Here is a 26,224-nt window from a genome sequence, read left to right as displayed (position 1 = left end):
GTGACGACGTGGCTGGGTGGGGTGATGAGGACGAGCGGGTCAGCGGCGGGAGCGCAGGACGTCGATGCCGACGGCCGCGGCGATGACGAGGCCGATGACGACCTGCTGCCAGAACGCGGTGACGTTGAGCAGATTGAGACCGTTGCGGATGACGGCGAGGATGAGCGCACCGATGAGGGTGCCGGTCGCCTTGCCGGAGCCACCCGCGAGGCTGGCCCCGCCGATGACGACCGCGGCGATGGCGTCGAGTTCGTAGCCGCTCGCCGCCTGCGGTTGCGCGGAGGCGAGCCGCCCGGCGAGGACCATGCCGGCGATGCCGGCGAAGAGCCCGGACAGCGCGTACACCGCGGCGAGGGTCCGCTTGACCGGCAGTCCGGCGAGCCGGGCGGCCTCCTCGTTGCCGCCGATGGCGTAGAGCGAACGGCCGAACACCGTGCGGTTGAGGACGAAGGCGGTGACCGCCCACGCGACGAGCAGCACGAGGATCGGGACCGGCACCGGGCCGAGGTCGCCACCGAGGGCCGCGACGGAGTCCGGCATGTCGATGGGGCGTCCGCCTGAGACGACGAGGGCGAGGCCACGCGCGATGGACAACATCGCGAGCGTCGCGATGAACGCCGGGAGCCTGCCGTACGCGACGGCCGCGCCCGAGACGAGGCCGGTGAGCAGACCCACGAGTGGGGCGGCGAGGAGCGCGGTCGGCCCGGGCAGCCCGGCCGAGGCGACGAGCCATCCCGCGCAGATCGAGGACAGGGCCGCGACCGACCCCACCGAGAGATCGATGCCGGCGGTGATGATGACGAACGTCATCCCGAAGGCGAGCACGGCGACGACGGCGGCCTGGACGCCGACGTTGAGCAGGTTGGGGACCGTGAGGAACGCGGGCGTGGCGATGAACATGACGACGCAGACGGCGGCGAGCCCGACGAGGGCACCGTTGTCGGCGAGCCAGTCCTTGACCGCACGTCGCCGGTCGGAGGTGGCGGCGGCCTTCGTGCCCGTCATGGGCGTCTTGCCTCCGTCGGCGGTGTTGGTGAGCGATTCAGCGGGCACGGGACGACTCGACCTCCTTGACGGCCAGCGACATGACCGCATCTTGCGTGGCCTCCTCGGCGAGGAGTTCTCCGACGACGCGACCCTGGGCCATGACGAGGACCCGGTCGCTCATGCTGATGACCTCGGGCAGGTCGCTGCTCGCGAGCAGCACACCCCCGCCCTTGGCGGTGACGGCGTTGACGAGCTCGTAGATCTCGACCTTGGCTCCCACGTCGACCCCGCGGGTCGGCTCGTCGAGGAGCAGGACGTCGGAGCCGGCCATCGACCAGCGTCCGAACACGACCTTCTGCTGGTTGCCGCCGGACAGTCCCTTGACGGGTTGGTCGAGGGAGGCCATCCGGATGCGCAGCTTCTCGGCGACCTCGGCGCTGCGGCGGCGTTGCCCCTTGAGGTCGGCGAGACCGGCCTTGCGGGTGGGGCGAAGGGTGGCGTAGCCGAGGTTCTCCTCGACCGAGGCCCCGAGGACGAGTCCGGCCGACTTGCGGTCCTCCGGGACGAGACCGACCCCCGCGGCGACGGCGGCGGCGACGTCTCGTGTCGGCAACGCGCGACCGCGGACGCGGACCGAGCCGCGCTCGTAGGTGTCGGCCCCGGCGATGGCACGCAGGACCTCGGTGCGACCGGCGCCCATGAGACCGGCGAGTCCGACGACCTCCCCGGCGCGCACGGTGAGGGAGATGTCCTCGAACACGCCTGTCTGCGTGAGGGTCTCGACCTCGAGGAGGGTCTCACCCGTCTCGCCGCGGCGCCGGGGGTAGAGGTCGTCGATCTCGCGACCGACCATGAGGCGGACGAGCTCGGCCTCACCGGCACCCGCGGAGACGGTCTCGACGGCCGTGCCGTCGCGCAGCACCGTGATGCGGTCGCCGATCTCCTCGATCTCGTCGAGGTGGTGGCTGATGAAGATCATCGCGACCCCCGCCTCCCGCAGCTCGCGGACGACGCCGAAGAGGACGTCGGTCTCGGTGCGGGTGAGGGCGGCGGTGGGCTCGTCGAGGATGAGCAGGCGGGCGTCCATGGCGAGGGCCTTGGCGATCTCGACCATCTGCTGGCGGGCGACGCCGAGGGTCCCGACGGGCCGGTCGACGTCGACGTCGAGCCCGATACGGGCGACGGCCTCCTCCGCGTATCGCCGGGCGGCCCTGCGGTCGACGAGACCGAAGCGACTCGGCGTGCGTCCGAGCGTGAGGTTCTCGGCCACCGACAGGCCGGGCACGAGGTTGAGTTCCTGGTGGATGGTCGCGATGCCGAGGGCCTCCGAGGCGCGGGTGTCGGCGATGCGCACCTCCTCGCCGTCGAGGACGATGCGGCCCTCGTCGGGTTCGTGGACCCCGGCGATCATCTTGATGAGGGTGGACTTGCCGGCACCGTTCTCCCCGAGGAGCACGTGCACCTCGCCCCGGCGCACCTCGAGGCTCACGTCGTGGACGGCGCGCACGCCTCCGAAGGACTTCGACACCCCCTCGAGGCGGAGCAGGACGTCAGACATGGGCGTTCTCCTTCACGTCGTCGGTCTCGCCGAGGGATCGGCGGACGATCAGGCTCGTGGGGACGGGCTCGACGCGGACGTCGCGCCCGGCGATGCGGGAGAGGAGGGCGGCGACAGCGCGCTCGGCGAGGTCGGTCGTGTCCTGGGCGACGACGGTGACCGGGGTGTCGAGCACGGCGAACCAGGGGTTGTCGTCGAAGGCGGTCACCCCGACGTCGACGCCCGCGCGGAGTCCGCGTTCGCGAAGAACGGCGAGGACGCCGAGGGCCATGAGTCCGTCGGCGGCGATGACCGCCTGCGGGGCGGGCTCGCGGTCGAGAAGGCGTCGGGCGGCGCGCAGACCGCTCTCGAAGCGGAAGTCGCCCTCGACCACGTCGTCGTCGGTGAGGACGAGGCCGTGGTGGGCGAGTCGTTCGCGAGCGGCGCGCAGGCGGATGCGTCCGGTCGAGGTCGACTGCGGGCCCGCGACGACGGCGACGCGTCGGTGCCCGAGGGAGACGACATGGTCGACGAGGTCGTGCATCCCGGTCGCGGAGTCGGAGGCGATGACGGGCACCCCGAGGCCCGCGTCGCGGTCGATGGCCACGGTGGGGAAGCTGTCGACGACGCGGCACAGGCCGGGCGTGGCCCCACCCTGGGGGACGACGAGGAGGCCGTCGACGCGGTGGCGTTCGAGCGCGGCGAGGTAGCGGTCCTGGGCGGCGCCGTCCTCGTCGGCGTTGCCGATCATCACGGTGAGGCCGGAGCGGGCCGCGCTCTTCTCGACGGCGTAGGCGAGGTCGGTGAAGAACGGGTTGCGCACATCGGGGATGAGCAGGCCGATCGTGTCGCTGCGGCTCGTGCGGAGACTGCGGGCGGCGGTGTTGCCGACGTAGCCGAGACGGCGGGCCGCCTCGGCCACCCGGTCCCGCGTCCCCGCGGACGCCGACGCCGTGGGATCGAGCGCGCGTGAGGCCGTGGCGGGGGAGACCCCGGCCAGCTCGGCGACGTCACGCAGCGTCACGCTCATCCCACACCCCTTCGTGCGCATGTGCAATCGATTGCATGGAATCGATTGCACCCATGCTGCCCCCGCCGGGTTGCCCCGTCAACCCCCGTGCCGACAGCACTCCGCACCGGAAACCACCGCTCCGCACTTGAAGGTTCGCGAGGGATGAGGTCGTTTCCGGTGCGGAGTGGGGTTTCCGGTGTGGAGTGGGGAGGAGTTCGGGGAGTCGGCACCGCTCCACAGGGTTCGCCGGGGGTCGGTGTCGTCCACAGACGCGGGTGCGGGGTGTGGCGGTGCCCGTGGCGCGGCGCAGAGTGGTCGGCATGGCCGTGCCCGAACACCTGCTTCGGCAGCTCTCCCAGCTCCACGGGCAGGGTGTCTTCTCGGCGGTGGAGGCAGGGCGCGTCGGGGTGTCCGGGCCGGTGCTGGCCCGGTGGGTGGCACGCGGGATCGTCCTGCGCGTGATCCACGGGTGGTACGTGCTCGCCGGTGAGCCCGGAGCCCGCCCGGATCGGCACGACTGCGTGCTCGCCGCCGTGCTCGCGGCCTACGACGGCGCCGTCGTCGCGAGCCACCACAGCGCGCTTCGGATGCACGGCCTACCCGTGTTCGGCTGCCCCGACGAGGTGCACGTCACGCACCGGCGACGTCCGTCGATCCGGATCGGCCGCGGATACGTCGTCCACGCCGCCGACCCCGTCGCGGTCGCCTCGGCCCACTCCGTACCGGCGGGAGCGCTGGCCGCGGTCCCCGTCGCGGCGGCCCTCGTGCAGTGCGGACTCCGGTTCGGGCCGGTGCCGTTGCTCGTCGCAGGAGACGCAGCGCTGCTGGAACGACGGGTGGCTCCGCCCGAGATCGACGAGATGGTCCATTCGTACGCGCACGCGCCGGGGATGGCGGCGGTGCGCCGAGCGGTGCCGCTGCTCGACCCGCGCAGCGAGTCGGTGGGTGAGTCGCTGCTCCGGTACGCCCTGCACCTACTGGGGTGGGCCGTCGAGAGCCAGTACCGCCCTCCGGGGGTGGCGCGGCGCTGCGACATGCTGCTGCTCGGCACGCGGCTCGTGGTGGAGTTCGACGGGATGGCGAAGTTCACCACCGGCCGAGCGGTGGACACCGTAGGCGCCACCCAGGCCGCCGTACGGTCGGCCGTGACGTCGGTGTTCGACCGCGACGAGGAACTCGCCGGCCGCGGACTGCACGTCCTGCACGTCACCTGGCGGCAGCTGCTCGATTCCGACGGCACGCTACGGCTCGCCGACCTCCGACGTCGTGTCCGCACCCGGCTCGCCGCGATCCGTGAGCAGGAGTCGCAGGGAGCCGGGTGAGCACGATCCGGGCGCCCGGCGGGTCGATGTCGAACCCACGTTCCACCCGGCCGGACCAGTGTCGGCGCGGAGAGGGCGTGTCGACGGTCCAGGGCGTCCGGCGACACTCCGAGGGCATGGTCATGGCCCGCCCGGCGTGCAGAGGCCACCCCGTGCGACGTCGCCCCTCACCGGGGGAGGCGACCGAGCAGGGTCGCCACATCCTTCGCCTCGCCTCGGGCGATCCCCCGGTCACCCTCGGTGCGGGGGGCCCACGGCATCATCCACACGCTCGAGGCGGCGACCGAGCGCCCCCTGCGGGCGACCACCGTCGAGCGCCCCCACGGGTAGTCGGCCACGGAACCATCGCGGTAGCGCAGGGCCTGGGTGTTGAGGGCGACGGACTCGTCCCACCTGCCCTTGACCGGCATTCGCACGGCCCACGCGCTGCGTCCGACAACCGTGTCGGTGCTCTGGCAGCGGCGGGCGGCACCCCTGACCTGTGCCATGAGGAGCTTTGCCGACGCGACATCTCGCATGACGATCCCCGCCTGCATCGAACCGCTCTCGGCGGTGTCGCTCACCGTCACGCCGAACAGGCTCGCGCGTCGGCGCGCGAGCGCGGGCAGTGCGCCCGACCCCAGCCAGCACAGACCGAGGATGTCGGTCGAGGAGTCCCGCGACATCCGCGAGGTGAACCGGAACCCGGCCGGCATCCGCCCGACGTTGGCCACCGGCGGCTTGGCTGCCGCGGTCGACGCGTGGGTCGGCGTGGCCGTGTGTGTCGGTGTGGCCGTGACCGCTTTCGCGGGGCCGGTCGCGGCGCCACCGGCGACGAGCGCGAACGCGATGCCGCCGGCGACGACGATGCTGCGTGCCATCGGACCTCCCGGGTGCGTTTGTGGGTCGTCGTCAGCTGAAGCAGCGCTGACCGCGGTCGAGCTGAAGTCGGCTGACCCGTTCGCCACGGATGTCGGCGGTGTCGTCGGCATCGGCCGGTCCCGCTCCCGGGAAGTGGATGCCGAGCACCGGCCCGTTGCTGCCGCGAGCGTCGACACCGGGGCGGGTGCGGTAGTCGCGACCCACGGCGATGTAATCCCACGTGTTCACGTCGAGGCGGGTGCGCGTGAACCGGTAGATCGACCGGGCCTTGGCATAGGTGTCGCCGACGCCGAGACCCTCGGCGGTCAGGACGTCCTTGCGGGCGGTGATGAACGCCAGTCGACCGTCGGGGTTGAAGACGACCGTGTCCGCGAGCGAGGACGTGGCGGATACGCACAGATGGCGGTCACGGACCCGCAGGCTCGGATCGGCCTGCCGTGCCTGGGCGACGGTCATGCCGAGGCGAAGGGTGCCGAGGCCGTCGAAGGTGAGCCGCGCGGGCCGGTAGCGGCGGACGACGCTCGGGCGCGGAGTCTTGGCGTTGATGGTGACTCGCGTCGTGGTCCGATCGGGGTAGCGCAGCCCGGCGCCGCGCCCGAGAACCCCCAGCCTGACCGTGTACACCCCGTCGGTGCGCAGGCGGAGCGTCGCCGTCTTCCGCGCCGTCCCGAGCCTGACCTGCTGCCGGAACCCGCGGGGGCCGGTGATCGTCGCGGTCGGGGCGGACTTCGCCGGTAGCCCCCGCAGACTCACGGTCAGCGTCCGGGGCGCCGCCACGGCGGTCGACGTGGCCGCCGTGGTCGGGGCGGCCCACGAGCCGGAGGCCGTCGCGGAGGCGGGCGGCGCCGTCAACGCGAGCATGGTCGCCGTGGCGGTGATGAGGGCGGCGCGTCTCATCTGTCTTCCTCTCTCTGGTCGGCGTCCACCCAGAGGGACCGACCCGGGGGAGATCGGACCTGAGCGGGGCGAGGGGAGTGGCGCGGCGCACTGCCGGCGAGTGGACGCTACTCCGCCGGGGTCTCGCGTGGATGCCCCCCGAGTGGGTGACGCGCCGAACGCCGCGCCATGGCGCCGGCCGCTCGACCATGGTGGTGCGATCGCCGCCACGGATCGACCTCACCGAACACTCGGGCCGGGGTTCCTCGCTGGCGTGTCGCACGTGCTCAGCGACGGCGCGTCGGCGTCGTCGCCCGATCGAGAGGGTTCGACATGGTCCGTCACCGCCGCCCCGTCGTCGCTGGAATGGCCGCCGTCGTCCTCGCGGGTGGAGCGACGCTCGCCGACGGGACGGCCGGGGCCGCGACCCCCGTCGCCATGACGCCCACCGCGCGGCCGGTCCCGCGGATGACCGTGAAGGTCGTGGACCCGTGGCGCGATGGTTCGACCCGCCGGGCGATCGCCGCGAAATCCGTGACGAGGGTCACCGGCAGCTGCTCCGACTCCACGATCTCCGGTCGTCGAGACGCCTATCGGTGCTTCCTCGGGAACCTGGTGCTCGATCCGTGCTTCGTCAACCCCCGCTCGTCTCGACAGATCGCCTGTCCAGGAGGAAGCCGCACCGGCTGGCTCGTCGCGACGAACGTCAGGACGCGCCGGAACATGGCCGGCTCGTCGCCGACGAAGGGCTGGATCTTCCAGGTGCGCCTCGTCAACGGCGCAATGTGCTACCGCGCGACCGGGGCCTTCCCTCCGGGGCCGCGGGGATGGGAGGCCGGCGCCGGCGCCTGTCGCGGCGGACCGTTCAAGAACGAGGACGACCTGTGGCGGGTCGGGGATCGATCCACTGAGTCCCCCGCCTTCTATCCCCTCGTCTCCCGCGGTTCCGGCCGGTGGGCGGCGGCGGTCGAACGCGTCGAGGGGCGGGTCACCCTGTTCCCCGTGCGCACGGCGTGGCGGTGACCCCGCGCCGGATCGCACCGCCGCCCCGGGGCGCTGGGCACCAGGAAACCCCCTCTGCACATCGGAAACGCGTGGGCGAAAGAGGGGGTTTCCGGTGTGGGGTGACGCCTCGGGGTCTCTCCCGCAGGATGGACCCATGAGCGATCTCGAGCGGTTCGTCACGGCCCAGGACGGCGGCACCTACGACGCGGCGATCGCGGAGTTGCGGCGGGGGCGCAAGACGTCGCATTGGATGTGGTTCGTCTTTCCGCAGATCAGCGGGCTGGGACGGAGCCCGATGGCGCAGCGGTACGCGATCGCCGATCTCGCGGAAGCCCGGGCCTACCTCGCGCACCCCGTGCTCGGCCCGCGGCTCGTCGAGGCTGCGCAGTCGGCCCTGGACTCCGGGGTCACCGACGCCGTGACCCTGTTCGGCGGCATCGACGCGGTGAAGTTCCGCAGCTCCATGACGCTGTTCGAGGTCGCGGCCTCGGGCGAGGGGGCCGCGGCATCCGGTGGGGGGCAGGCCGGCGATGCCGAGCGAGTGTTCGCGACGGCGCTGGAGACGTTCGCGAACGGCGAGCGCGACCCCGAGACCCTCCGACGCCTCTGACCCCGTGCACGTCGAGGTCCGTCGCCGGCCGGTGCGTCCTGCCCGTGCCGCCGCCTCGTCGCAAACCGCACCCGGCCGGGCCCGGAGGTCGCGTAGCGTCGACGGCATGAGTGCCGACGCCCGCCGCCGTGGGGCCGACGCCTTCACCCGAGGTGGTGGCGCCTACGAGCGGCTCCGCCCCACGTACCCGCGGGCGGCCGTCGCCTGGGCGCTCGCCACCGCGCCTCCCGGCAGGGTGGCCGACGTCGGCGCGGGCACGGGCAAGCTCACCCACGTCCTGCTCGATCTCGGACGGGACGTCGTGGCTCTCGACCCGAGTCGAGACATGCTGGCCCGCCTCCGGGCGTCGAGTCGCGGGGCGTCCAGGACCGACCTCGACATCCGCGTGGGCCGCGGCGAGCAGACCGGGCTCGACGACGCCTCCGTCTCGGCCGTCGTCTACGGGCAGGCGTGGCACTGGGTCGACGCCGACGCGGCGTGCGAGGAATCCGCTCGGATCCTGGTCCCCGGCGGCACCCTCGCGTTGGTGTGGAACCTCATGGACGTGGACGACCCCGCGACGGCCGCCTGCCATCGCGCCATGCACGTGCTGTCGGAGGGCCGGGAACACACCGATTCGGTCGCGGACGTCACCGCGGCCTTCGGGCGACGCGAATCGCGGACGTTCCGATGGTCGCGGCACCTCACCACTCGCGAGCTCGCCGACACCGTGACGACCCGGAGCTACTACCTCGCCGCCGACGAGCCCGATCGTGCACGTCTCCGTGCAGCGGTCGCCGCCGCCGTGACGCAGCACTTCGGACCGCTCGGAGAGGCCGTGATCGAGGTCCCTCACCTCACCGAGGTCCACCGCTTCACCCGCGCCTGAGACAGCCCTCGACTCCCGGACGGGCGCGGGCCGCGTCCTTCGCCGCGACGCCGCGACGCCGCGACGCCGTGACGCCGTGCCGCAGCGACGCCTCGGCTACCCGTGACGGCCGCGACGCGAGGGCGCCCCGGCCCGCGCGAGGCGGACCGGGGCGCCGGGGCGAGAGTCAGGAACTCACTTGGTGAACGTGACGTCGACCTGCATCTCGTCGCCCTGCTTGGACATGCTCTTCACCGTGATCCGGGTGCCGGAGCCCGCGACCTTGGTCGAGTTCCACGGGTTCGCGGCCGACCAGTAGCGGTCCGGGTCGGAGTCGTCGAACGTCGGGATCGCCGGCTGCGACGGCACGTCGACGGCGACACCGTTGCGGTGGAACGTCACCGGGTCGGTGGCCTCGAGGCCGAAGGTCGCGTCGAACGGCTGACGCCGGTTGCCGAGGCGCGCGCCGTTCGGGAACACGATCGGAGCCGGGCGGGCGTCGACCGGCAGGCTCTGCCCGGCGCCGGGGTGGACGCTCGTGTTGTTGTCCGAGACCGTCCCGTCCTGGAACCAGACGAGCAGACCGTTCTGGTAGGGGTAGTGCTCGACGAAGTCGGGGCGGGTGTCGAGCCAGCCGAAGTTGTACGGGCCGGTGCGCAGGTACCTGTCGTACCCGGCGTAGACGCGGTTCTCGGCGAGGTAGGACTGCGGCACGGACTTCGTCACCGAGCCGTCGATGCGGCTGAAGCCCTTGGCGACCCATCCGTTGTCGCTCTCGGCGTCGTCGGAGAGCAACGTCGCGCCGTCGGCCGTGATCGTGATGTCGTCGATGAAGGCCCCGGCCTCGTGCATCGCCCCGTCGGTGGCGTAGCGGAACCGCACGTCGACCTTCGACCCGGCGAACGGGGTGAGGTCCCACGTCCGCTGTGTCCAGTCGGCCTTGCCCGTGAGGGACGGCGGCACCTGGGTCCACGTCGTGCCGCCGTCGCGGGAGACCTCGACGTGGAGGAAGTCGTAACCCTCCTCGATCTGGTGCTGCACCCACGCCGACAGGGAGGCGGTCGTGCGGCCGGTCAGGTCGACGGTGCGGCTCAGGGTGGTGTTGAGGTCGTCGTCGCTGCCGCTCCACCACTCCCCGGTGCCGGAGTGCGGGGTGTTGTAGTCCGTGCGCACCTTCTTGTCCGGGAGGTTGACGGCGATGGCCTGCGGAGTGTTGCGGCCGTCGCGGTCGGCCGGGCCGAGCTTGACGCGGGTGTTCGTGCCGTGGTGGACGGTCTTCACGTCGAGCCAGCCGAGCTGCAGCTTCTCCCACGGACCCATGTAGCCGGGCTTGCTGCCGATGTCGACGGTGCCGTCGCCGAGCCACGACCCGGCGCTCATCAGCGTCCAGTGGCCGGTGCCGTTGTCGCCGCCGCGGGTGTCGTACAGGTCGGGCAGGCCGAGGTCGTGGCCGAACTCGTGCGTGAACACGCCGAGGCCGCCGTTCTCGGGTTCGGTCGTGTAGTCACCGACCCACAGGCCGGTGGTGCCGATCTGCACGCCGCCGGCCTTGTTGCCCGTCGGTCCGGTCTTGCCGAACTGGGTGCCGTAGGCGTACCAGCGGTGCGACCAGATCGCATCCTCGCCCTGCGCACCGCCGCCGGCCTCCTCGCCCTCGCCGGCGTGGATGGCCTGGAAGTGGTCGATGTAGCCGTCGGGCTCGTTGAAGTCGCCGTCACCGTCGTAGTCGTACCGATCGACCTGATCGAACTGGGCGAGGTAGCTCTTGATCTGGGCGTCGCTCCTGCCGGCGGCCTTCTGCGCCGCGTACCAGCCCTGCAGGCTGTCGCCGATGAACGACCAGGACCCCTCGGCCTCGCTCGTGCCGTCGCCCGGGACGGGGTTGTGGCCGTATCGAGCCTCGTTGTAGGGCACCGTCACCCAGTCGGACACGTCGCCGGAGGTGTCGAAGCGGCCGTTGGACTGCTTGAGGTAGAAGTCCCGGAACGACTCCCCGCCGCCGAACATGAGGTCGAGGTAGTGGGCGCGGGAGAAGTCGGGCTTCCAGATCGTCGTGTTGTCGTCGGTGGCGCTGCCGTCGTAGACGCGGTCGGGCTGCGGGATCTGGTTGTGCAGCGGACCGGGCGTGCCGCCCTGAGGGCTCTTGGTCCGGGTGCCGAACTCGGCGAGGACCGTGAACACCTTCTCGTGCCGGTCGACGTCGTAGTTGACGAACTTGCCCTTGCCGAGCTTGACGACCTTCTTGCCCTTCTTGTTGGTCGTCACGTTCGCCGTGCCCTTGATGACCTGCTCGGCCGCGGTCCGCGTGAGGGTGCGCTGCCGTTCCGAGAGGGGGCCGGGCCGGTCGTCGTCCCGGTGGGCGCGGACCGAGGGGTGCCCCGGATCGATCGGCGGGGATGCCGCCGCGCTCTGGGCCGGGATGAGGCCTGCCGTGACCACCCCGAGGGTGAGGGCGGCGAAGGCCGCGGGTGTACGTCGCATGTCGGTGGTGCTTTCGTGAGTTGGGTCAGGGGTCCCCGAGTGAGCGAATCCTCGCGCGGTGAAAGCCCTTTCGGACCCCGAAGGAAGCGCTGTGATGCGCCTCACCGTGCGCTCGTGATGCGTCCCTCCCCCGGCCGGGGGCCCGGCCCACCTCGGCGGCGCACGCCGCCCGGCAAGCCCGCACCACGAGCGTTTCGGCGCCTGGACCGGAACGCGGACGCGCCCCCCGCGACGGTGGCAGGGGGCGCGTCGACGTGCGCGTCGAGGCTCGGGCGGACGAGGCCTCAGGCGTTCTTGTGCCTCTTCTTGAAGCGACCCGTGATCCCGCGGCGCTTCCAGTACTCGAGCTCGGCGGCCTCGAAGCGAGGACGCTGCCCGAGGCGCGCGCGGAGCTCGACGGCGGACCGCTCGTGCTTGCGGGCCTTGCGCATCGTGCTGCGCACCGACCACGGGCTGACGAGCACCTCGTCGATCGGCTCGCCGTCGGGCCGCAGGTCGTACGTGCCCGGCTTGCGGTCGCGTCCCTTGGGGGCCTTGTAGCCCGGACGCAGGGTCTCGTCCACGTCGATCTGGCCGGTGACGTCCTGGTGCTTCCACTCGAGCGTCCGGGGGTCGGACAGGGTGACGAAGTTGGGCGTCTCCTTGAAGTGGACCTCCTCCGGGGATTGCGGGGTGTCGGGCGCGGGCGGGTTGGCCGTGAACGCCGCGACGATCATGAGCACCTGGGCGAGGAGGTTGACGAACAGCAGCAGGGTGACCAGGGAGGCCGACGCCGCGAGGAGGGGGTTGTCGCTGACGGACTTCACGATCCCGACACCGAGCGCCAGGATGATCTGGACGACGAGCCCGCCGATCGCCGACCCCAGCCACAGGTCCTTCTTGAGCGGACGCACGGCCGCGGTCACGCGGAAGAGGAACGCGAACGTGAGGGCCGCGACCGCGGCGGCGACGAGGAGGCTGACCGCCCGCAGGACGAACCCGATGATCGGGTTGTCCCCGAGCCCGATCCAGCCGAGGACGACGCCGCCCATCGTGCCGGCCGCGGAGCCCAGCGTGGAGGACAGCACGATGCCGAGGGCCATGACGATGAATCCGAGCAGGTCCCGGAGCTTGCCGATGACGAAGTTCTCGGCCGGGGCGACGATGCCGAACATGGCCTGCACGGTGGAGCGGATGTTCGTCATGAGCCCGACCGCGCTCCACAACAGCACGAGCGCCGCGATGATCGACGCCGGGTTGAGCGCCGTGTCGAGGACGAGCGAGTCGGGGTCGACCATGCCCGCGCCGGTTCCGTCCTTGAGGATGCCGGGGAGCGCGTCGTTGACCGCGTCGATGACCTGAGCGCGCAGCGTGGGATCGCCGCCCAGCGTCGCGGCGAAGACCGTCCAGGCGATCGTCAGCGCCGACACGATCGAGAACAGCGAGGTGTAGGCGATGCCACCCGCGAGGAGGCTGCCACGGGCCTTGCCGAACCGCATCACGGCGCGGACGGGCCGGGACTCCTTGATCGTCTCGATGAGCTTCTTGGGCGTCGACTCACCCCCCGAGGAGTCGTGGCCACTCGAGGACGGGCTCGATGACGGCGTGGGAGACCCCGGCGCGTGGCCCGGGGAACGATTCGCGGTGTCGCTGTGCGCGGTCGACATGGGACAAACGTAGCCAGGACACGCCGTTCCGGCACGTCACGCCACCCCGCGGATCCGCCGGGGCGGGATCACTCCTCGTCGCGGCGGGTGCGCTCGTGCACGAGGTCGACGACGTCGGCGATGGAATCGGCGATGCGCGTGGGCCGGAACGGGTGCCACTCGACCTCCTGCCGGCTCGTCGACCCGGAGAGCACGAGGATGGTCCGCATCCCCACCTCGAGGCCGCTGATGACGTCGGTGTCCATCCGGTCGCCGATCATCACGGTGTGTTCGGAGTGCGCCTCGATCCGGTTGAGCGCCGTGCGCATCATGAGCGGGTTGGGCTTGCCGACGTAGTAGGGGGTGCGGTCGGTGGCGGCGGTGATGAGGGCGGCGACGCTGCCGGTGGCAGGGAGCTTGCCCTCGGGCGAGGGGCCGGAGACGTCGGGGTTCGTGGCGATGAACCGGGCGCCGCGGTCGATGAGCCGGATCGCCGTCGTGATCGCTTCGAAGGAGTACGTGCGGGTCTCGCCGAGGACGACGTAGTCGGGGTTGCGGGAGCTCATCGTGTACCCGGCCTCGTACAGCGCCGTCGTGAGCCCGGCCTCTCCGATGACGTACGCCGACCCGTGCGGCCGCTGGTCGGCGAGGAAGCTCGCGGTGGCGAGCGCCGAGGTCCAGATCGCGTCCTCCGGCACGTCGATCCCGCTGCCGAGGAGCCGCGCTCGCAGGTCACGCGGGGTGTAGATCGAGTTGTTCGTGAGGACCTGGAAGCGCAGCCCGTTGCTCTTGAGCGCCTCGATGAACTCGGCGGCTCCGGGGATCGCCTCCTCTTCGTGGACGAGGACGCCGTCCATGTCGGTGAGCCAGGAGTCGACGGGTGCGGCATTCGCCGGTTCGGGTGAGATCGCCATGGGGCCAGTCTCTCGCGTCCCGGGCCCGGTGTCCGAGGGACCCGACCTCCGCGGCCCGGAGACGCACAGCGCGGAGATGCGCGGCCGGGATGGGTGGGGCCGGGATGGGCGAGGACCCGGACTCGTGGTCGGCGCCGGTCGGGCAGGCCTGCCCGTGGAGTGGGCGTCGCGGGTGGAGGGGGTCAGGCCGACCCGGCGATCTCGCGGAGCGCGGCGAGGTGCGCCTCGAACGCGGCGCGCCCCGCGGGGGTGAGGGACAGCCACGTGCGCGGACGTTTGCCGACGTAGCCCTTCTTGATGCGCACGTACCCGGCCGCCTCGAGCGCCGAGGCCTGCTTGGAGAGCACGGAGTCGCTCACCTCGACCGCGTCCCGGACCGCCTTGAACTCGGCCTGATCCACCTTGGCCAATGCGGCGACGATGCTGAAGCGCACCGGGGCATGGATGACCTCGTCGAGGCGGTGGCGGGCGTGTTCGAGCGTCATCCGGCCCTCCCGAGTCGCGTGATGGCGCGTGCCCCGAGGAGGGCGGGCAGGACCGTGAGCAGCGAGAACAGGGCGGTGACCGACCACGAGGCACCCTGGGGGATGACTGCGCATCCGAGTCCGTACATCGCGGAGGCCCCGGCGATGCCCAGGCCGTACCGGAGGCCGTAGCCCCGCGGGGCGGCGGTGACGGTGCGCTGCCAGCGCAGGAGCAGGGCGAGGATGACGAGGTAGGCGAGGAGCGCGAGACCCATGCCCCACGGGTGGCCACCCGTGGCCTTGAGGAGCGGGAGCAGCACCGCCATCGCCGCCCCCACGCCGAGCAGGACCCGGGGGAGGACGTGGCGGTCACGGTGGGAGAGCACCCGGATTCCGGAGGCCTCGTCCAGGGCGCGTCGTGCCTCGTCGGGGGTGGGGCGGGTGGGGTCGGTCATCATCGGTCCTCTCGTGGTGGCGGGGGATCGGGTCCTGGTTCGGCGGGGGGTCAGAAGGTGGGGGCCACACGGCCGGGTCGTGAGACGGCGTGGGCGGCGAGGAGGGCGGGGGTGGCCGTGGCCATCGCCATCATGAGCGCCGCTCCCTGGTCGAGCAGGCCCGCCGAGAACAGTGCGACGGCGAACGCGTACACCGCCGTCGCTCCGGCGATCCCCCTCTGCCCGAGCCGGCGATGCTCGGGCGCGACGGGCACCCGGCGAGTGCGGAGTGCGAGGCCGACGATGACGGCGAGGCAGCCGGCCATCCCCAGTCCGAGGGCCACGGGCACGCCCTCGGTCGCCGTCACGACGAGGACGGCGGATCCGAACGCCAGCCCGATGCCGATGAGGCCCTGCTCGAGAACGCGCAGGTCGGCCGAGATGGTCGCAGTGGTGGTGTTCCTCATGGTCGGCATCCTTTCGGGGGCTGTCGTGTTCTCTCGTCGAGAACACTCGAACCGTAGCAACTACTTGCCATACGGGCAAGTACTTTATCGAGATCACGCTCGGGGGTGCCCGACCGTCCCGTCGGGCGCGATGGGACGACGGACGATCGAACAGGGTTCTCCCGGCGAGACCAGCGCGTTCCCCATCCGTCCCGCAGGCCGCGTCCATCGGTGGAGGGTGGTGGGGCGGTGATTCGGCGGGTGCGGGAGCGGCGACCGCGCGAGACTGGGGTGATGGACCAGGTGGAGACCTCGACCCTCGATCTCGGCGACGTCGCCGCCCGCGCGGGCGCCGCGATGCGCGAACTCCTCGACATCGCCGCCGTGCCGGAGGGTGGGCTCGTCGTCCTCGGGGCGAGCAGCAGCGAGATCCGCGGCGGACGCATCGGCAAGGCCGGCAGTGCGGAGGTCGGCGAGGCCGTCGTCGCGGGCATCCGCCCTGTCGCCCTCGACCGCGGCGTCCGTCTCGCCGTCCAGGGCTGCGAACACATCAACCGAGCCCTCGTCGTCGAGGCCGAGTACGCCCGGGCCGAGCGTCTCGAGGTGGTGAGTGTCGTGCCCGCCCTGCAGGCGGGAGGTGCGGTGTGCCGGGCCGCCTTCGTCGCGGCCGACGACCCGGTGATGGTCGAGCACGTCGTGGCCGACGCCGGTCTCGACATCGGTGACACCGAGGTCGGGATGCACGTGCGCTTCGTCCAGATCCCCGTGCGACTCGCGACGTCCGAGGTCGGTGGCGCGCGCGTCACCGCCCTCCGCAGTCGACCCAGACTGATCGGCGGGGAACGGGCGCAGTACCGACTCTGACCGGGACGATCTCCCGCGGGGTGAGCCGGGCGTCGGGCGCCCTGGGCCGACGACCGAGCGCGCAGGGGTCCCTCAGGTCGTCGTCGGTCCGGCCTGGGGGAGCTGCCACCGCTGTCGCAGAGCCAGCCCCCGGAACCCGAACACGAGGGCGATGACGACGAGCTCGCCGAGTCCGACCCGCAGATGGGGGTTGAAGCCGAGAGTGGCCGACGTCGCGACGAGCGCGGCGCCGATGGCCGCGGGAACGGCGTACAGGCCACCGTCGATCCGGACGACCTGTGGGATCTCGCGGGCGACGACGTCCCGCAGGAGGCCACCGCCCGCGACGGTCGTCACGCCCATGAGTGTGGCGCCGACGGGGTTGAGGCCGTGACGGAGCGCGATGAGCGTGCCGCTCACGCTGAACAGGGCGAGTCCGCCCGCGTCGAAGAGCAGCAGGGTGCGGTGAAAGCGTCCGGGTGTGATCCAGCCGAGTCGCACGACGATCGTCGCGATGAGCGGCGCGACCAGGTAGACGGGACGGTCGAACGCGGTCGGCACGAACCCGTCGAGGATGACGTCGCGGATGATTCCACCGCCGAGACCCGTGAGCAGGCCGAGCAGGAACGAGCCGACGATGTCGAACCCGCGGCTCACGGCGAGCAGGCAGCCGGAGAGCGCGAAGCAGAAGACCCCGAGGAGGTCGACCGCGAGGAGCAGGCTCACGCGTCGCGTCCGGTCGGTCGGTGCGGCGGGCCGGGCTCAGCCACCGGCCACGTCGAGGACGATCTTGCCGGGGGTGTGGCCGGCCTCGACGATGCGGTGGGCCTCGGCGACCTCGGCCAGCGGCAGGACCTCGGCGATCGTGAGCGTGAGTCGGCCGTCGGCCAGCGCGGCGCCGAGGGCGTCGAGACGCTCCCGGTCGGGCGCGATGCGGGGGATCGAGACGTCGATGCCGCGCTCCTTGGCCGGGCCGATGTCGGCGAGGGAGGGCAGCAGGACGAGCCGTCCGCCCTCCGCGAGGTGGTCCATCGAGGGCTCATAGGTGCCCATGTAGACGCAGTCGATGATGACGCTCGGGCGGGGCGTGACCTGGGTGAAGTCCTCGGAGGTGTAGTCGACCGGCGTCGCGCCCACCTGGCGGAGTCGTTCGGCGTTGCGGGCCGAGGCCGTCGCGTAGACCGTCGCCCCCGCCTCCCGGGCGAGCTGGACGGCCATGAACCCGACGCCGCCGCCACCGCCGTGGACGAGGACGACGTCCTCGGGGCCGACGTGCGCGAGGTCCTGCACCGCGACCCAGGCGGTGAGTCCGACGAGGGAGAGTCCGGCGAGAGCGACGTCGTCGACCCCGTCGGGGGAGTGGGCGAGCGCGCTCTGCGGGAGGGAGACGTACTCCGCGTAGCAGTGCCCCTTGTGGTCCAGCGGCGCCATGCCGAACACGCGGTCGCCGGGAGCGAACTCGCTCACCCCGGGGCCGACCTCGTGGACGGTGCCCGCGCACTCGCGGCCGAGGACGAGGGGGAAGTCCTCATCGCGCAACTGCGCCGCCATGCCGGAAGAACCGTCGCGGATCTTGTGGTCGAGCGGGTTGACCCCGGCGTCGGCCACCTGGACAACGACCTCGCCCTCGCCCGCGGTGGGGTTCGGGAAGTCGTCGACGATCTCGAATTCCTCGGGGCCGCCGAAGCGGTGGATCACGGCTGCACGCATGGTCCGATTCTTGCGCGTCCCCCGGGGTGAGCCCAAGGGTGGTCGGCGAATCGGACCGACGGACGGTCGACCTGAGCGGGTGAAGAGCGCCCTTCACCCCGGGGACGAGGTGCCCCTCGTCGCCCGCCGTCACCCCGGCCGGCACCCCGACCACCACCGCGTCCCTGCCGGATGGCGCGAGTCAGGGCGAGTCGGGGCGGGCGGGCCACGGGGCGGTGCACGGGAGGCATCATGGGCGGGACCCCCTGCGTCACACGGTCCGGCCCGAGGAGTCACGGTGATCGACGTCGATCCACACGCCCCTGAAGCGCCGGCGACCAGGCGGGTGCGTGGTCTGTTCGCCGGGCTCGCGACGCTGGACATCGTCAGCCACGTGGACCGCGCTCCCGGCCCCGACGAGAAGGTCACGGCGACATGGCAACTCGTGGCGGCCGGCGGTCCCGCCCTCAATGCGGCGGTCACCTTCGCCGCGCTCGGGGGGCAAGCGCTGTTGCTCACCCGCGTCGGCTCGGGTCCGACGGCCGACGTGGTGCGCGCCGACCTCCGCGCCTGCGGGGTCGAACTCCTCGACGTCGCGCGTGACGGGATGAGCCCGCCGGTCTCCTCCGTCACGGTCGAGGCCGACGGCACCCGCCGCGTCGTCGGCCTCGATGCGGTTCAGTCCGCTCACCACGTCGTCGCCGACGGTGGTCCCACCCCGAGGACGCCCGTCGCCGGGTCGGCGTCGCCCGTCGTCGACCCTCCCGTCGACACCGACATCGACATCCCCGCCATCGACACCGACATCGAGATCGACACCGACATCGACATCGTGCTCGTCGATGGTCACCATCCCGACCTGGCGGAGCGTGCTCTCGACCTCGCGGGGTCGCGGGTCCCGCGTGTGCTCGACGCCGGGAGGTGGAGGCCGGCGATGGGTCGGATCGTGCCCCGCTGCACCGAGGTCATCGCCTCGAGCGCCTTTCGGCTCGACGGGGTCGAGGACGATGTCGACACCCGGCTCGCCCGGGTGCTCGACCGACTCGCCGGGGCCGGGGCCGGTGCAGGTGAGGGTGCGGCATTCGCGGCGGTGACCGCCGGTGACGGGGCGATCCGGTGGCGGCGGCGCGAGGCCGGCAAGGTCGTCGTGGGGGCCACCCGCCCGCCGTCGGTGCAGGTCGTCGACACGCTCGGCGCCGGGGACGCCCTGCACGGTGCCTACGCCTGGGCGCTCGCGGCAGGGGAGGAGGATCCGCTCGCTGTCGCCGCGGCGATCGCCTCGGCCTCGTGCGAGGTCCGAGGCACCCGCGCCTGGTTGGCGGACGCGCCGGCGGTCGCCGCGCGGGCGGGGGGCCCCGGCGGCGTCACCACCGCCATCCGTCGCGGGGCGCCGCCCGGGCCGTGAGCGGCCTCCGGCACCGGCCTGGGCGGTCGCGCCGGCCCAGGTGGGCGCTCTCCCTCAGCCCTTCTGCCGCTTCCACCACTTCGGGGGCTCCTCACCGATCTCGAGGGTCCGGACGGTGACGTCGCCGAAGACCCCGTAGGCCGAGAGGACGACGGTGCGCGCGTCCGGCCCCGGGGCGGCGCGGCGCGTCTTGTCCTTCTGGTCCCCGAAGATCTGCACGCCGCGGACGTCGACCTCCCATCCGGGCGGGACGATGAGCGTGAGGTCGCCGAAGAGGGTGTACAACCGCAGGTCGACGGTCTCGTGGTCGACCACGGCCTCGCGGAGGTCGAGTTCGATGTCCCCGAACACGCTGAACGCCGACGTCGTGGGCGCCACCCGCCACGCGCCGCGGCGTCGGCAGTCGCCGAACACCGTGACGATCGTCGATCCGCCGGGGCGGCCCGCGGGGAGGGGAGGCGAGGCCCGTCGCGGGGTGAGTTCCCCACCGGGTCGGTGGATGCCGGTTTCGCCGATGACCGGCATCGGGGCGTCGACGTCTGCTCCGTCGATCGGGCGTGGGTTCCGGCGAGGGACGTCGTCCTGCGGCGAAGGTGGCATCGTCATGCACCAACGCTATCCGCGGCTCGTCCCGTGGGGGTGGGGTTCGGGCGCCGCCCGTCGCGACGTGACGTGGCGTGACGGCGTCAGGGGGCGAGGTGGCGGGGCCGTTCGTAGAAGAGGGCCGCGACCCACGCGAGAAGCAGGACCGCGGCGGGCAGGAGCATCGTCTGGGCGAGGGCGGTCGCGAACCTCTCGGCGACGGCGGGAGGCATGTGGCCTCCGGCGCCCATCGCCGCCGGACCGACCCCGCCGCCGGCGCCGGGCAGCTGCGCCGAGATCCGCGCCTGCATGAGCGCGGCGATCGCGGCGCTGCCGAGCACGGAGCCGATCTGCCGGGTGGTGTTGTAGACGCCCGACCCGGCGCCCGCGAGTGCACGCGGCAGGTTGCGGCTCGCCGAGGTCGCGAGCGGGCCCCACACGAAGGAGCTGAACGTGCCGATCGCGACGGCGTTGAGCAGGATGGCCCAGGTGGGGGAGCCGGGGACCATGAGGCGCGTGAGGGTGAACACGCTGAGGGCCCAGCCGAGAGTGCCGATCCCCGCGAGGATCCGCGGGTGGGTGTTGTCGACGAGCTTGCCGACGGGTCGGGCGAGGATCAGGGCCATGACGGCCTGGGGCGCGAGCAGCAGGGCCGCGCCCGTGGGGGTGAGGCCGCGCACGGTCTGGGCGTAGATCGTGAACGGGAACGCGAAGGAGGTCACCGAGAAGCCCACGGCGGTGATCGCGATGTTCGAGAGGCAGAAGTTGCGGTCCCGGAACAGCGACAGCGGCACGAGCGGCTCGGTGGGCACCCGGGACTGCCACCACACGAACGCGGCGAGCAGGACCCCGCCGACGACGAGCAGCAGGGGCACCGAGATCGGGCCGACGATCGTCCCCCAGTCGTAGGTGGAGCCCTCCTGGATGGCGAACACCCCGCAGAACAGCCCGACGGCCGAGAGCGCGACGCCGACCCAGTCGAAGCTGCGCGCATGGGTGGCGAGGTCGGGGACGAGTCGCCAGGCCAGGACGATCCCGAGGATCCCCACGGGCACGTTGACGAAGAAGATCCACTCCCACCCGAGGGAGTCGATGAGGAACCCCCCGAGGATCGGGCCGACGAGCGAGGCGATGCCCGCCGTGGCGCCCCAGAGGGCCATCGCGCCGCCGCGGCGGTCGGGCGGGAACGTGCGGGTGATGACCGACATCGTCTGCGGCGTCATGAGCGAGGCGCCGAGGCCCTGGACGACGCGCGCGACGACGAGCCCCGTGATCGAGCCGGTGAGTCCGCACCACAGCGACGACAACGTGAACACCGCGAGGCCCGCGACGTAGACCCGCTTGGGTCCCACCCGGTCACCGAGTCGGCCGGTGATGAGCAGGGGCACCGCGTAGGCGAGGAGGTAGGCGCTCGTCACCCACAGCACCTCGGTGACCCCCGCCTGGAAGTGGGACATGAGGGCGGGCGTCGCGATCGAGACGATCGTCGCGTCGACGAGGATCATGAAGAAGCCGAGGACGAGTGCCCACAGCGCCGGCCACGGGTTCTCGACGGCCTCGGAATCCGGCCGCATCGGGGAGGGCTCGGGCTGGGGTGGGGCGATGCCGTCCGACGACACGTTCTCGGCCACGGGCCCTCCGGGAGTCTCGATGGGGAGTCGCGGGACGGCGGACACGTCCCCGAGGAAGGGTACGCCCGGTCGCGGGCAGCCGATCCCTCGCGCCCCGGACGGGAACGGCCGGCCTCCCGTGAGGAAGGCCGGCCGCCGAGGGGGTGGATCAGCGCGCGGGGAGGATCGTCGTGCGCACCTCGCCGAAGGACAGGCGCTCGCCGCCTGCGCCGGGCGCGGTCGCGCGGATGACGATCGTGTCGCCGTCCTCGACGAACGTGCGCTCCTCGCCGCCGACGGTGACGGGTTCCTTGCCCCCCCAGGTGAGTTCGATGAACGCGCCGCGCTGGTCCTTCTCGGTGCCGGAGATCGTGCCGGAGGCGAAGATGTCGCCCGTGCGGGTGCGGGCGCCGTTGACGGTGAGGTGGGCGAGCATCTGGGCCGGCGACCAGTACATCGTCGCGTACGGCGGTCGGGAGACGACCTGCCCGTTCCACTCGACCTCGAGCTCGATGTCGAGACCCCAGGGGGAGTCCATCCGCAGGTAGGGCAGCGGGGTGGGGTCCTGGACGGGGGTGTCGACCTTGGCGTCGGCGAGCGCGGCCATCGGCACGATCCACGGGCTGATCGAGCTGGCGAAACTCTTGCCCAGGTTCGGGCCGAGCGGCACGTACTCCCAGGCCTGGATGTCGCGGGCGGACCAGTCGTTGAAGATCACGGCGCCGAAGAGGTGGTTCGAGGCGTCCTCGGTGCTGATCGAGGTGCCCATGTCGTTGCCGACGCCGACGACGAACCCCATCTCGGCCTCGATGTCGAGGCGGGTGCTCGGCCCGAACACGGGTTCGGGATCGTTCGGCCCCTTGCGCTGACCCTTGGGGCGCACGACGTCGACGCCGGAGGGGACGATCGTCGAGGACCGACCGTGGTAGCCCACCGGGAGGTGCTTCCAGTTGGGCATGAGGGGGTCGGGGTTGTCGGGCCGGAAGAGGCGGCCGAGGTTGGCGGCGTGGTTCTCGCTCGCGTAGAAGTCGACGTAGTCGGCGAACTCGCACGGCAGGTGCATGTGGACCGAGTCGGCGGGGTGGAGCGCTCCGTCGGGCACGTCGCCGGTGAGGATCTGCTGGAGTTCCTCGCGTACCTGCGCCCACTTCGCGGGACCGGTGCGCATGAACCGGGCGAGGCTGCCGCTCGCGAAGAGCGCGTGGGCCGCGCGGTCGCGCCGATCGAGCACGCTGGCGAGGTCGACGACGGTGTCGCCGACGCGGGTGGCGCAGCGCCGCTCCCCGTTCTCGCTGGTCGAGTACACGCCGTAGGGAAGGTTGGCGAGGCCGAAGCCGGAGCCGGCGGGAACGACGGGGGTGGTCATGACGCTCCTGGTGGGTCGATGAGGCCGAGGGCGGTGAGCTCGTCGAGGGGTTCGCGGACGCCGCAGCACCCGAACGAGGTGAACGAGGCGCGCACGGCCATCGCCCGGGACGGTTCGAGGGCGGCGACGCGCTCTGCAACGACGTCCCGATCGCGGTCGGCGAGCGTGGCGGCGAGCTGGTCGCGCAGCCCGTTCTCCTCGCTGTCGACACCCTGGCGGGCGGCGTCGACGGCGAGGAAGAGGTTGAGGAATCCGTGCTGTTCGAAGCCGTTCTCGGCGTCGGTGTTGCGGATGGCGTGGTGCAGGCCGGCGGTCGCCTTGAACGGCAGGTGCCGGCGGACGGCGCCGAGGATCGCGTCGGCGAGTTCCTCCTCGCCGGGGTAGAGGTCGGCCCGCATGCCGCCGGTGCGGAACTTGGCGTCGAACTCGGAGTCGGCGAGGGCGTCGAGGACGTCGTCGCGTCGGTCGTCGCGCGGCACCTCGACGTAGATCTCCGTGCTCGACACCCCGGCCTCGACGAGGGCGGCGGCGAGGTGGCGCGGCAGGTGCCGGGGCGTCGTGTCGGCGGCGAGGGCGACCTCGGCGCCGGCGAGCCGGATCGCGGGCATCGCGAGCGATCTCGACAGGGCGTCGCCGAGCGCCTCGGGGCTGGGCACGGTGACGGCGAACCACAGGGAGTGCGGTGGGAGGTCGGCCGTGAGGGGTGCGAGCTCGTCCAGGCGGTCGGCGGAGACGATGAGCGGGCCGAGGAACCGGCGGTAGGCCGACCACGAGCCGTCGACGTGCGCGGCGAGCGCGACGTCCAGCGGCGCGTTGCCGGGCGGGAAGATCGCCGCGTCGTCGCAGAGCCGTTCGAGGTGCGGCGGGATGCGATATCGGTGCGGGTCGGGGGTGCGCTCGGTCATCGCGCGCCTCCGGGGCCGGGCGCGTCGGTGCCCGCCTCGCCACCGGTCCACGACCACTGGTACCGCCCGTCGTCGCAGGCCAGCGCGCCCTCGCCGAGGTCGAGGGGTCGGAACGTGTCGACCATGACGGCCGTCTCGTCGAACCGTTCCGCGCCGAGGGAGGCCTCCATCGCGCCGGGCTGCGGGCCGTGGGCGTGACCACCGGGGTGCAGGGACACCGACCCGCGCGCGATGCCGGATCCCTTGCGGGCCTCGTAGTCGCCGTCGGTGTAGAACATCACCTCGTCGGAGTCGACGTTGGAGTGGTAGTAGGGCACCGGGATCGCGAGCGGGTGGTAGTCGACCTTGCGCGGCACGAAGTTGCAGACGACGAAGTTGTGGCCCTCCCACACCTGGTGCGTCGGCGGCGGCTGGTGCACGCGGCCGGTGAGCGGCTCGTAGTCGCTGATGTGGAAGAGGAACGGGTAGAGGCAGCCGTCCCAACCGACGACGTCGAGGGGATGGAACGGCGCCGTGTGGATCGTGCCGCCGATGCCCGAGGGGCCGGTGCCGCGGTGCTTGATGTGGACGGCCGTGTGGGCGCGGGGGTCCTCGTCGATGTCCTCGGCGAGCAGGGGAGCGGTGGGGACGACGTAGTCGCGCTCGCAGTAGGGGGAGTGCTCAAGGAGTTGGCCGTGCGTGGACAGGTAGCGCCGCGGCGGCCCGACGTGGCTGTTCGCCTCGACGAACATCGCGCGGAAGGGCTCGGCGTAGTCCGCGTCGCCCTCCACGAGGGGACGCCAGCGGTGCGTGGTCGCCCGCGGAAGGATGGCGTAGTGGCCCTCGCGCACGTCGAACGCACCGAACACCGTCTCGAGACGGGCGCCGCCGCGCTCGACGTAGACGCACTCGTCGCCGATCGCGTTGCGGTACCAGGGACTCACCGCGTCCGCGGCGACGTAGGAGAGGCGCACGTCGGCGTTGCCGAGCACGAGACGGCGCCCGCGCACGGCGTCGACGCCCTTCGCGTCCCCGGGGGCGAACAGGTCGTGGAGGCGCAGGTGCAGCGGCCGCAGCGGGGAGTTGGGGGTGAGGCTCGTGTCGCCGAGATCCCACGGCTGCACGTCGGCGAGGGCCGAGGGGATGTTGCGGTGGTAGAGCAGCGAGGAGTCCGAGGAGAAGCCCTCCTCGCCCATGAGCTCCTCGTAGTAGAGGTCGCCGGCCGCGTCGCGGTGCTGGGTGTGACGCTTGGGCGGCACCGAGCCGATCGAGCGGTAATAAGGCATTCGACGTCTCCTTCGAGCCACGTGCGCACGGCCACCGGGTGTGCCGACAGCGTGCCCCGCGGGCAGGCCGTGTACGGGCGGCCGCCGGCTGTGATGCAGGTGACACGACACTACCGGCCGGGGCGCCACGCATCTCGTGGTCGAGAGAACTCCTCGCGCACCGTGGGCGCAGGATGGACGCATGTGGACCGGATACGCCGCCGCGGTCGGTGGGATGGTCGTCTACGGGGTGGCCTCCGTCCTCCAGGCGTACGCAGCTCGGCGGGCGACGGGGCCGCGGGTGGTCGTCGACCCCTTCTACCTGGCCGGGCTCGTCGGCGACGGAGTCGCGTTCGTGCTGTCGGTGGTCGCGCTCGCGACCCTGCCGCTGTTCGTCGTGCAGTCGCTTCTCGCGGGCTCGTTGGCCGTGACGGTGCTCCTCGCCCTGCCGGTCCTCCACCTCCGCCCGACGCGCCGGGACGTCGTCGCCGTCGGCGTCGTCACCGTCGGACTGTTGCTCGTGTCGGCGTCCGCAGCGGCGGAGTCGACCCGGACCCCGCCGGCCTGGTTCTCGACGGTGATGGTCGTCGTGGCCGGTGTCGTCGTGGTGGCCTCGGTGCTCCTCTACTCACGGGGGACGTCCGTCGCCGTCGCGGTGTGCGCGGGTCTCGGGTTCTCCCTCGCCGCGCTGGGTGCACGTGCCCTGCACCTCGGCGAGGGGCACTGGCACGAGCTGCCGGGCGAGCCGATGACGTGGGTCGTCGTCGTGGGCGGAGGGCTCGGGGCGCTCATGTACGCGCGATCCCTGGAGCGCGGCGACGTCGGCCCGGCGACCGCGGCGCTCTGGGTCGTCGAGGTCGTCGTCCCGGGTGCGGTCGGCGTCGCCGTGCTCGGCGACGCCGTGCGCCCGGGCTGGGAGGCGGCGGCCGTGATGGGCGTGATCGCCGCCGTCGCCGGCTGCGTCGTCCTCGCCCACAGTCCCGCCCAGGCGTGAGGCCGTCGGCCGCCACGGGCGGGCCGAGACGCCGACGGATGCCGACCCTGGGTGACGTCCACGCACCCCGTGTTCGCGGGTGCACCGGCGGTTCCGGCGAAGCCCCCCCTGCAGGGAGTGCATGGGCGAAGGTGGCGGTGCCTCGGCGAGGAGGCGGTGCACGGT

Annotated in this window: 25 protein-coding genes; 7 read left to right on the top strand and 18 right to left on the bottom strand. The window is 72.4% G+C overall.

What is annotated here, in order from left to right; translation table 11 throughout:
* Window positions 1-39 precede the first annotated feature (39 nt).
* Genes RT054_RS08390 through RT054_RS08380 form a run of 3 tightly spaced genes read right to left on the bottom strand, consistent with a single transcriptional unit; the run spans window position 40 to window position 3,554 of the window.
* Window positions 40-1,005 carry an ABC transporter permease gene (locus RT054_RS08390; protein WP_313023082.1) on the bottom strand — a complete coding sequence of 322 codons (966 nt, stop codon included), beginning with the start codon at window positions 1,003-1,005 and terminating at the stop codon, window positions 40-42.
* Window positions 1,006-1,042: 37 nt separating this feature from the next.
* Window positions 1,043-2,545: a sugar ABC transporter ATP-binding protein gene (locus RT054_RS08385; protein WP_313023054.1), complete on the bottom strand. Its 1,503-nt coding sequence runs from the start codon at window positions 2,543-2,545 to the stop codon at window positions 1,043-1,045.
* The gene (locus tag RT054_RS08380) at window positions 2,538-3,554 is read right to left on the bottom strand and encodes a LacI family DNA-binding transcriptional regulator (RefSeq protein WP_313023052.1); all 1,017 of its coding nucleotides are present in this window, start codon (window positions 3,552-3,554) and stop codon (window positions 2,538-2,540) included. The genes RT054_RS08385 and RT054_RS08380 overlap by 8 nt, the downstream gene beginning before the upstream one ends.
* A 302-nt stretch (window positions 3,555-3,856) precedes the next feature.
* Here RT054_RS08380 and RT054_RS08375 point away from each other — a divergent pair, with 302 nt between their 5' ends.
* Window positions 3,857-4,858, top strand: coding sequence for a hypothetical protein (locus tag RT054_RS08375; protein ID WP_313023051.1), 1,002 nt, complete (start codon window positions 3,857-3,859; stop codon window positions 4,856-4,858).
* 167 nt (window positions 4,859-5,025) lie between these two features.
* On the opposite strand, the gene RT054_RS08370 is transcribed toward RT054_RS08375, so the two are convergent.
* Both RT054_RS08370 and RT054_RS08365 read right to left on the bottom strand, forming a co-directional pair.
* Window positions 5,026-5,718: a hypothetical protein gene (locus tag RT054_RS08370; RefSeq protein ID WP_313023050.1), complete on the bottom strand. Its 693-nt coding sequence runs from the start codon at window positions 5,716-5,718 to the stop codon at window positions 5,026-5,028.
* 31 nt (window positions 5,719-5,749) lie between these two features.
* The gene (locus RT054_RS08365) at window positions 5,750-6,616 is read right to left on the bottom strand and encodes a hypothetical protein (RefSeq protein WP_313023048.1); all 867 of its coding nucleotides are present in this window, start codon (window positions 6,614-6,616) and stop codon (window positions 5,750-5,752) included.
* Window positions 6,617-6,928: 312 nt separating this feature from the next.
* On the opposite strand from RT054_RS08365, the gene RT054_RS08360 reads away from it, so the two are divergent.
* From RT054_RS08360 to RT054_RS08350, 3 genes are all read left to right on the top strand, one after another.
* A complete protein-coding gene (locus RT054_RS08360) occupies window positions 6,929-7,618 on the top strand; it encodes a hypothetical protein (RefSeq protein ID WP_313023046.1) in 690 nt (229 codons plus the stop codon).
* A gap of 136 nt (window positions 7,619-7,754) precedes the next feature.
* Window positions 7,755-8,210, top strand: coding sequence for a DUF1810 domain-containing protein (locus tag RT054_RS08355; RefSeq protein ID WP_313023045.1), 456 nt, complete (start codon window positions 7,755-7,757; stop codon window positions 8,208-8,210).
* Window positions 8,211-8,316: 106 nt separating this feature from the next.
* Window positions 8,317-9,078 carry a class I SAM-dependent methyltransferase gene (locus RT054_RS08350; RefSeq protein ID WP_313023044.1) on the top strand — a complete coding sequence of 254 codons (762 nt, stop codon included), beginning with the start codon at window positions 8,317-8,319 and terminating at the stop codon, window positions 9,076-9,078.
* A 174-nt stretch (window positions 9,079-9,252) separates the two neighbouring features.
* On the opposite strand, the gene RT054_RS08345 is transcribed toward RT054_RS08350, so the two are convergent.
* The 6 genes from RT054_RS08345 to RT054_RS08320 all read right to left on the bottom strand — a co-directional run bounded on the left by RT054_RS08345 (window position 9,253) and on the right by RT054_RS08320 (window position 15,442).
* A complete protein-coding gene (locus tag RT054_RS08345; RefSeq protein WP_313023043.1) occupies window positions 9,253-11,538 on the bottom strand; it encodes an immune inhibitor A domain-containing protein in 2,286 nt (761 codons plus the stop codon).
* Between the two features lie 284 nt (window positions 11,539-11,822).
* Entirely contained in the window at window positions 11,823-13,184 is a 1,362-nt protein-coding gene (locus RT054_RS08340; protein ID WP_312718279.1) for a YihY/virulence factor BrkB family protein, read from the bottom strand.
* Between the two features lie 68 nt (window positions 13,185-13,252).
* On the bottom strand, window positions 13,253-14,077 hold the full coding sequence (locus RT054_RS08335; RefSeq protein WP_313023041.1) for an HAD-IIA family hydrolase: 825 nt from the start codon (window positions 14,075-14,077) through the stop codon (window positions 13,253-13,255).
* 182 nt (window positions 14,078-14,259) lie between these two features.
* Window positions 14,260-14,562 (bottom strand): transcriptional regulator, encoded by a 303-nt coding sequence (locus RT054_RS08330; RefSeq protein ID WP_313023039.1) that lies wholly within the window; start codon window positions 14,560-14,562, stop codon window positions 14,260-14,262.
* The gene (locus RT054_RS08325; protein WP_313023038.1) at window positions 14,559-14,996 is read right to left on the bottom strand and encodes a hypothetical protein; all 438 of its coding nucleotides are present in this window, start codon (window positions 14,994-14,996) and stop codon (window positions 14,559-14,561) included. The genes RT054_RS08330 and RT054_RS08325 overlap by 4 nt, the downstream gene beginning before the upstream one ends.
* A 50-nt stretch (window positions 14,997-15,046) precedes the next feature.
* Window positions 15,047-15,442, bottom strand: coding sequence for a hypothetical protein (locus RT054_RS08320; protein ID WP_313023037.1), 396 nt, complete (start codon window positions 15,440-15,442; stop codon window positions 15,047-15,049).
* A 273-nt stretch (window positions 15,443-15,715) separates the two neighbouring features.
* On the opposite strand from RT054_RS08320, the gene RT054_RS08315 reads away from it, so the two are divergent.
* On the top strand, window positions 15,716-16,285 hold the full coding sequence (locus tag RT054_RS08315; protein ID WP_313023035.1) for a TIGR01440 family protein: 570 nt from the start codon (window positions 15,716-15,718) through the stop codon (window positions 16,283-16,285).
* Window positions 16,286-16,357: 72 nt separating this feature from the next.
* On the opposite strand, the gene RT054_RS08310 is transcribed toward RT054_RS08315, so the two are convergent.
* Entirely contained in the window at window positions 16,358-16,990 is a 633-nt protein-coding gene (locus RT054_RS08310) for a TRIC cation channel family protein (RefSeq protein ID WP_313023034.1), read from the bottom strand.
* A gap of 36 nt (window positions 16,991-17,026) precedes the next feature.
* Window positions 17,027-17,974: an NADP-dependent oxidoreductase gene (locus tag RT054_RS08305; RefSeq protein WP_313023033.1), complete on the bottom strand. Its 948-nt coding sequence runs from the start codon at window positions 17,972-17,974 to the stop codon at window positions 17,027-17,029.
* A 277-nt stretch (window positions 17,975-18,251) separates the two neighbouring features.
* Between RT054_RS08305 and RT054_RS08300 the strand changes: the two genes are divergently transcribed.
* Window positions 18,252-19,358, top strand: a complete 1,107-nt coding sequence (locus RT054_RS08300) for a PfkB family carbohydrate kinase (RefSeq protein ID WP_313023032.1) — start codon at window positions 18,252-18,254, stop codon at window positions 19,356-19,358.
* A gap of 54 nt (window positions 19,359-19,412) precedes the next feature.
* Here RT054_RS08300 and RT054_RS08295 read toward each other — a convergent pair whose 3' ends face one another.
* The 5 genes from RT054_RS08295 to RT054_RS08275 form a co-directional block, all read right to left on the bottom strand.
* On the bottom strand, window positions 19,413-19,964 hold the full coding sequence (locus tag RT054_RS08295) for a LiaF domain-containing protein (protein WP_313023030.1): 552 nt from the start codon (window positions 19,962-19,964) through the stop codon (window positions 19,413-19,415).
* 80 nt (window positions 19,965-20,044) lie between these two features.
* Complete coding sequence (locus RT054_RS08290) at window positions 20,045-21,514, bottom strand: DHA2 family efflux MFS transporter permease subunit (RefSeq protein WP_313023081.1); 1,470 nt, start codon at window positions 21,512-21,514, stop codon at window positions 20,045-20,047.
* A 205-nt stretch (window positions 21,515-21,719) separates the two neighbouring features.
* Complete coding sequence (gene fahA / locus RT054_RS08285) at window positions 21,720-22,916, bottom strand: fumarylacetoacetase (protein ID WP_313023029.1); 1,197 nt, start codon at window positions 22,914-22,916, stop codon at window positions 21,720-21,722.
* Window positions 22,913-23,821, bottom strand: coding sequence for a hypothetical protein (locus tag RT054_RS08280; protein ID WP_313023028.1), 909 nt, complete (start codon window positions 23,819-23,821; stop codon window positions 22,913-22,915). Before RT054_RS08280 ends, fahA begins: the two co-directional genes overlap by 4 nt.
* Window positions 23,818-25,086 (bottom strand): homogentisate 1,2-dioxygenase domain-containing protein, encoded by a 1,269-nt coding sequence (locus RT054_RS08275; RefSeq protein ID WP_313023027.1) that lies wholly within the window; start codon window positions 25,084-25,086, stop codon window positions 23,818-23,820. The genes RT054_RS08280 and RT054_RS08275 overlap by 4 nt, the downstream gene beginning before the upstream one ends.
* 181 nt (window positions 25,087-25,267) lie before the next feature.
* Here RT054_RS08275 and RT054_RS08270 point away from each other — a divergent pair, with 181 nt between their 5' ends.
* Window positions 25,268-26,059 (top strand): hypothetical protein, encoded by a 792-nt coding sequence (locus RT054_RS08270; RefSeq protein WP_313023026.1) that lies wholly within the window; start codon window positions 25,268-25,270, stop codon window positions 26,057-26,059.
* Window positions 26,060-26,224 lie beyond the last annotated feature (165 nt).

This window comes from Mobilicoccus sp. (assembly GCF_032060985.1).
Lineage (GTDB): Bacteria > Actinomycetota > Actinomycetes > Actinomycetales > Dermatophilaceae > Mobilicoccus.
Note: the sequence above shows the minus strand (reverse complement) of the source record. Positions and strands in the feature narration are given on the sequence as shown.

What these genes read in the sequence shown, in the direction of transcription:
- RT054_RS08385 (WP_313023054.1), bottom strand. Translation starts at nt 2,545, where the DNA reads ATGTCTGACGTCCTGCTCCGCCTCGAGGGGGTGTCGAAGTCCTTCGGA.
- RT054_RS08360 (WP_313023046.1), top strand. Translation starts at nt 6,929, where the DNA reads ATGGTCCGTCACCGCCGCCCCGTCGTCGCTGGAATGGCCGCCGTCGTC.
- RT054_RS08320 (WP_313023037.1), bottom strand. Translation starts at nt 15,442, where the DNA reads ATGAGGAACACCACCACTGCGACCATCTCGGCCGACCTGCGCGTTCTC.
- RT054_RS08365 (WP_313023048.1), bottom strand. Translation starts at nt 6,616, where the DNA reads ATGAGACGCGCCGCCCTCATCACCGCCACGGCGACCATGCTCGCGTTG.
- RT054_RS08335 (WP_313023041.1), bottom strand. Translation starts at nt 14,077, where the DNA reads ATGGCGATCTCACCCGAACCGGCGAATGCCGCACCCGTCGACTCCTGG.
- fahA (WP_313023029.1), bottom strand. Translation starts at nt 22,916, where the DNA reads ATGACCACCCCCGTCGTTCCCGCCGGCTCCGGCTTCGGCCTCGCCAAC.
- RT054_RS08345 (WP_313023043.1), bottom strand. Translation starts at nt 11,538, where the DNA reads ATGCGACGTACACCCGCGGCCTTCGCCGCCCTCACCCTCGGGGTGGTC.
- RT054_RS08355 (WP_313023045.1), top strand. Translation starts at nt 7,755, where the DNA reads ATGAGCGATCTCGAGCGGTTCGTCACGGCCCAGGACGGCGGCACCTAC.
- RT054_RS08375 (WP_313023051.1), top strand. Translation starts at nt 3,857, where the DNA reads ATGGCCGTGCCCGAACACCTGCTTCGGCAGCTCTCCCAGCTCCACGGG.
- RT054_RS08280 (WP_313023028.1), bottom strand. Translation starts at nt 23,821, where the DNA reads ATGACCGAGCGCACCCCCGACCCGCACCGATATCGCATCCCGCCGCAC.
- RT054_RS08370 (WP_313023050.1), bottom strand. Translation starts at nt 5,718, where the DNA reads ATGGCACGCAGCATCGTCGTCGCCGGCGGCATCGCGTTCGCGCTCGTC.
- RT054_RS08380 (WP_313023052.1), bottom strand. Translation starts at nt 3,554, where the DNA reads ATGAGCGTGACGCTGCGTGACGTCGCCGAGCTGGCCGGGGTCTCCCCC.
- RT054_RS08340 (WP_312718279.1), bottom strand. Translation starts at nt 13,184, where the DNA reads ATGTCGACCGCGCACAGCGACACCGCGAATCGTTCCCCGGGCCACGCG.
- RT054_RS08295 (WP_313023030.1), bottom strand. Translation starts at nt 19,964, where the DNA reads ATGACGATGCCACCTTCGCCGCAGGACGACGTCCCTCGCCGGAACCCA.
- RT054_RS08330 (WP_313023039.1), bottom strand. Translation starts at nt 14,562, where the DNA reads ATGACGCTCGAACACGCCCGCCACCGCCTCGACGAGGTCATCCATGCC.
- RT054_RS08350 (WP_313023044.1), top strand. Translation starts at nt 8,317, where the DNA reads ATGAGTGCCGACGCCCGCCGCCGTGGGGCCGACGCCTTCACCCGAGGT.
- RT054_RS08305 (WP_313023033.1), bottom strand. Translation starts at nt 17,974, where the DNA reads ATGCGTGCAGCCGTGATCCACCGCTTCGGCGGCCCCGAGGAATTCGAG.
- RT054_RS08270 (WP_313023026.1), top strand. Translation starts at nt 25,268, where the DNA reads ATGTGGACCGGATACGCCGCCGCGGTCGGTGGGATGGTCGTCTACGGG.
- RT054_RS08315 (WP_313023035.1), top strand. Translation starts at nt 15,716, where the DNA reads ATGGACCAGGTGGAGACCTCGACCCTCGATCTCGGCGACGTCGCCGCC.
- RT054_RS08325 (WP_313023038.1), bottom strand. Translation starts at nt 14,996, where the DNA reads ATGACCGACCCCACCCGCCCCACCCCCGACGAGGCACGACGCGCCCTG.
- RT054_RS08275 (WP_313023027.1), bottom strand. Translation starts at nt 25,086, where the DNA reads ATGCCTTATTACCGCTCGATCGGCTCGGTGCCGCCCAAGCGTCACACC.
- RT054_RS08390 (WP_313023082.1), bottom strand. Translation starts at nt 1,005, where the DNA reads ATGACGGGCACGAAGGCCGCCGCCACCTCCGACCGGCGACGTGCGGTC.
- RT054_RS08290 (WP_313023081.1), bottom strand. Translation starts at nt 21,514, where the DNA reads ATGCGGCCGGATTCCGAGGCCGTCGAGAACCCGTGGCCGGCGCTGTGG.